The 4,865-nt window shown below is 23.6% G+C and carries 7 protein-coding genes; 6 read left to right on the top strand and 1 reads right to left on the bottom strand.

The features are described 5' to 3' along the window. The 4 genes from Q5F54_RS10670 to holA all read left to right on the top strand — a co-directional run. Positions 1 to 226: phosphatidylglycerol lysyltransferase domain-containing protein (locus tag Q5F54_RS10670; RefSeq protein WP_302334405.1), on the top strand; the 226-nt coding region annotated here is incomplete at its 5' end. 1 nt (position 227) lies between these two features. Then, on the top strand, positions 228 to 1,394 hold the full coding sequence (eis, locus tag Q5F54_RS10665; RefSeq protein ID WP_281537601.1) for an enhanced intracellular survival protein Eis: 1,167 nt from the start codon (positions 228 to 230) through the stop codon (positions 1,392 to 1,394). A gap of 84 nt (positions 1,395 to 1,478) precedes the next feature. Beyond that, positions 1,479 to 2,738, top strand: a complete 1,260-nt coding sequence (locus tag Q5F54_RS10660) for a ComEC/Rec2 family competence protein (RefSeq protein ID WP_288523801.1) — start codon at positions 1,479 to 1,481, stop codon at positions 2,736 to 2,738. After that, positions 2,713 to 3,753 (top strand): DNA polymerase III subunit delta, encoded by a 1,041-nt coding sequence (gene holA / locus Q5F54_RS10655; protein ID WP_302334404.1) that lies wholly within the window; start codon positions 2,713 to 2,715, stop codon positions 3,751 to 3,753. Before Q5F54_RS10660 ends, holA begins: the two co-directional genes overlap by 26 nt. Positions 3,754 to 3,860: 107 nt before the next feature. Here holA and rpsT read toward each other — a convergent pair whose 3' ends face one another. Continuing rightward, positions 3,861 to 4,127, bottom strand: coding sequence for a 30S ribosomal protein S20 (gene rpsT / locus Q5F54_RS10650; protein ID WP_071121232.1), 267 nt, complete (start codon positions 4,125 to 4,127; stop codon positions 3,861 to 3,863). 262 nt (positions 4,128 to 4,389) lie between these two features. On the opposite strand from rpsT, the gene Q5F54_RS10645 reads away from it, so the two are divergent. Both Q5F54_RS10645 and gpr read left to right on the top strand, forming a co-directional pair. Next, positions 4,390 to 4,569 carry a hypothetical protein gene (locus tag Q5F54_RS10645; RefSeq protein WP_302334403.1) on the top strand — a complete coding sequence of 60 codons (180 nt, stop codon included), beginning with the start codon at positions 4,390 to 4,392 and terminating at the stop codon, positions 4,567 to 4,569. Then, positions 4,529 to 4,865, top strand: a 337-nt coding sequence (gene gpr / locus Q5F54_RS10640) for a GPR endopeptidase (RefSeq protein WP_302334402.1), incomplete at its 3' end; no start/stop codon positions are given. The genes Q5F54_RS10645 and gpr, both read left to right, overlap by 41 nt.

The following is a 4,865-nucleotide window of genomic DNA, read 5'->3' as shown; positions in this document are numbered from 1 at the left end:
GGGTGAACTTATAAATTCTAATATGGCATTAATTCATATAGAAAAAGCTAATCCGAATATAAGAGGATTATATCCTTACATAAATCAACAATTTATATTAAATGAATTTGAAAATGTAGAGTTTGTAAATAGAGAAGAAGACTTAGGAATACCTGGACTTAGAAAAGCTAAACTTTCTTATCATCCTGTTAAATTTGTTGAGAAATACACTGTTAGGGAGAACTAATATGAATATGAGATATGCTAAAGAAGAAGAAATAGATGATATTAAAGAAATCTGGAATTATTGTTTTAATGATGAAGAAAGCTTTGTTAATTATTACTTCAATAATAAGTATGACAATAATAATACCATTGTAGCATGTGAAGATAAAGATATTGTATCTTCTCTTCAATTAAACCAATATAAAATAAAGTTAGATGGTAAAGAATATGAAACATCATATGTTGTAGGTGTATCTACATTTCCACAAGTAAGAGGAAGAGGGTATATGAAAAAAATTATGGAATACTCTCTTAATGAACTTTATAAAAGAAATCAACTAGTATCAATACTTATGCCTATCGATTATAGGTTGTATAGAAAATATGGATATGAGCATTGTTATGATCAATTAGAATACTCTATAAATATAGAAGATTTAAAGAATTTTAATTTATTAGGTAGGTTATACAAAGCAAGTGAAAAACATATCGACGATTTAATTGATATAAATAATTTATTTTTATCGGATGTAAATGGTAATACAGTTAGAGACAAAGAATATTATATAAATTTATTCAAAGAAGTTGAAAGCGAAAATGGTCATATATATGTTTATAAAGATGGTTCATATAAAGGGTATATAATATATTTCTTAAATGGAGACAGTATGCTTGTTAGAGAACTATTTTATAAAGATTTAGACTCATTAAAATCTATATTAAAGTTTATTTATAATCACAATACCCAATGTAAGAAAGTAATTATATCAGCCCCTGTAAATGATAAAATAAGATTTGTTTTAGAAAATCCTAAAACTATAGATATTAAAGTAAAGCCATTTATTATGGGTAGAGTTATAAATGTAGAAGAATACCTTAATGGATTAACAATCAATGATGATATAGAGATAAGCGCGAATGTATTTATAGAAGATAAATTTATAAAAGAAAATAATGGCACTTTCAATATAAAGATAAAAGATAAAAAAGTTGAAGCTAAAAAAATAAAAGGGGAATGTGATTTACATTTGAGTATTAATACGTTTACTCAGTTGGCATTTTCTTATATAGATATAAAAGAAGCTATGATTTTAAATAATATAAATAAAAATGAAAAAAATAAAGAAGTAATAGATTTATTTGAAATATTGTTTAATAAAAAAGAAAACTATATAAATGAGTATGTTTAAAGGATATCAATTTTGATATCCTTTATTTTGTTTAAGAAGTGATAGTTTTGAAGATACTTAAAGTAAATTGTTTTTGGAGGAATTATGAGAAGACCATTTTTAATAATTTTTATTATATTATTAATAGTATCTTTTATATACACTAATACTAATGCAATTAATACAGATTATGGCAATGAAGATATAGAGATTATAGGTATAGTAAAATATAAAAAAGAAAAAGAAAGATATAATGAATACATAGTTGGAAAATTTGTTGTTAGAGATTATACCAAATATAAAAAAATTAAAGTTGGTAGTGAAATAAAGCTAACAGGAAAGTTTAAAGATTTAAATAAAATGTCATATGAAAGTTTTGATTATGGCAGATATCTAAGGAGTATGGGATATAAAGGTTTAATATATTTAAAAGATTATAGTATTGTAGGAAATAATTTAATGTATGAGTATATTTATAAAGCAAAATCTTATATAAGCAATACAATAAGGTATTTATATAAAACAAACTCAGATTTTATAAATTCTATGATGTTAGGGCAGAAAGATGATTTATCACAAAATGAAAAACTAATGTTTACTAGAACTGGTACTAGCCATATTATAGCAATTTCAGGGCTCCATACAGGCATACTTTCAGGATTGATAATATTTATGATGGGAAAAATTAATAAGATTTATAAATTAATAGTTTTATCTACTATGATGTTTATTTACTCAGCTATGGTTGGTAATTCACCCTCAATAATAAGAGCTATAATGTTTATGATATCACTGTATTTAAGTTTTTTCTTAGATAGGAAGATGGATAAAATATCAACACTATCCTTTATAGGTATATTATTTGTAATAAATAATCCATACATAATATATAATATAAGTTTTCAATTGTCTTTTCTTGCAACATTGTCTATAATATATTTCTATGGTTATATAAATAATAAATTGAATATAAAAATAATTTCATTAACTTTGTCTGCAAATATATTAACAATACCAATAATATACTATAATTTCGAAGGTATACCTTTAGTTTCTATTTTCGGTAACATAATTATAGTTCCATTTATAGGTATTATTATATATTTAGCTATATTAAGTTTAATATTGTTCAATATAAATATATATATATCAAGTATAGTGGTGTATATTAATAGATTTATCTTAGAAACTATATATGTATTATTAGAAAAAATAAGTAATTTAGATTTTGCTTATATTGCTATAGAAGAACCTAAATTATACTATGTAATTATTTATTATATAGTAGTATTTTTATATATGATTTATAAAGAAGCAAAAACTATAAAGGAGCAATCACATGAACTACAAGGATATTATAAATGATATAAAAAATAGAAATATAAAAAATACTTACCTTTTTTATGGGAAAGAATATTATTTAATAGAGAATGCTATAAAAGAGATTAAATTAACTTTAAATGATGGAATGATAGATTTTAACTTAGATATTATAGATGGGAGAGAAATAGCTTTAGACCAACTTATAAGTTCTATAGAGACACTTCCATTTATGGATGATAGAAAGATTGTTATATTAAAAGATTTTGAATTATTAAAAGGTAAAAAGAAAAACTTTAGTGATGAAGATGAAAAATACTTTACAGAATATATAGATAATATACCTCAAACTACTACTTTGGTGTTTATTGTATATGGAGATATAGACAAACGAAAATCATTAGTTAAAAAGATAAGTAAAAATGGAATAGTATTTAATTGTGATAAATTATCAGATATGGATCTATTTAAATGGGTAAAGAAAAAATTTGATAATAATAATGTTATTATAGATAATGCTCAAATTATGTACTTTATAAACCAAGAAGGTTACTTAGATAAAAGTAGTGAAAAGTCTTTGTCTGACTTAGAAAATGAAATAAATAAAATTAGTTCATTTGTAGGTAAAGAAAATAAAGTAACAAATGAAATAATAGATCAACTTTCTCAGAAAAAGGTAGAAAATGATATATTTAAACTTATTGATTATATAGGACAGAAAAATTCATCTGATGCTATGAAAATTTTAAATGATATGCTTTATGAAGGAGAGTCTGTATTTGGGATCTTTTCTATGATAGCAAGACAGTTTAAAGTTATTATGCAAGTTAGACAATTACAAATACAAGGTCATAGCTCTAAGGGTATAGCAGAAAGGCTTAAATTACATCCTTTTGTTGTAGGAAAAGCATTAAAACAAACTAAAAACTTTTCTGATGAAATTATAATAGATATACTAAATTCTATACTGGAAAGTGATTTTAAAATAAAAAATGGATTAGTAAGAGATACCTTATCAATAGAAATGTTAATAAGTAAATACTGCAAAAAAGGAAATTAAAAAATCTTAGTAAGTAAATACTAAGATTTTTTAATTTAATTAATATATATAAAATAAAAACCCTTGATATTATCAAGGGTTAGTATCTATTCATAAGAAACGGATAATTAAGCGTTCATTCCGTTTAACTTTTGAGCTAATTTAGCAACTTTTCTAGATGCTGCATTCTTGTGTATAGTTCCTTTAGAAGCTACTTGGTATATCTTCTTTTGAGCAAATTGGAACTTAGCAACAGCCTCTTCTCTGTTTCCAGCTGCAACAGCTTCTTCGAATCTTCTTATTGCAGTTTTTAATTGAGATTTTCTAGCTCTATTTAAAGCAGTTTTCTTTTCGATAACTCTTATTCTTTTCTTAGCTGATTTTATGTTTGCCACGCGGTTCACCCCCTCGTTTATTTTATTATATTCATCGTCAACATATTAGATTTTAACAGAAATAAAATCAAAAATCAAGGATAAATATTTATAAGTTTTATTATTATTTCTTTTTTTATTTTAAGTTATATATTACATAAAGATAATATACAATGTGAGTGTCAAATATTCAATAACTTACAAATTTATTTATTACTGTTATAAAATACTAAAATTTGTTAAGAATTATAAATAGTATTTAATTAATACATGGAGGGTAAATATGTTTAATATAAGAACTGACTTAGCATTAGAAGCAAAAGAAATATATGAAAACGACCAAAAATCCACAGAGATACCTGGAGTAAAGGTAAAAAATAAAGATTTAGAAAACTGTAAAGTATCGATAGTTGAGGTTATAGATGAACAAGGGTATAGGAAAATATGTTACATTAGAAAGTAATCTTATGAAATTTGATGATGATGAATCTAGAGAAGAAATGATTACATATTTAAAAGATGAATTAGTAGAAATACTAGGAAGTGATAAAACTAAAAAAACTTTAGTAATAGGACTTGGTAACTGGAATATAACATCAGATGCATTAGGACCTAAAAGTGTATCTAAAACATTAGTTACAAGACACATATTTAAAAACTACAATAAAGATTATGATGATGATTTTACTGAAGTATCAGCTTTAAGTCCAGGTGTTATGGGAATTACAGGTTTAGAAACTAGTGAGACTGTAAAATCAA

Source organism: uncultured Romboutsia sp. (assembly GCF_958366745.1).
GTDB lineage: Bacteria > Bacillota > Clostridia > Peptostreptococcales > Peptostreptococcaceae > Romboutsia > Romboutsia timonensis.
Note: the sequence above shows the minus strand (reverse complement) of the source record. Positions and strands in the feature narration are given on the sequence as shown.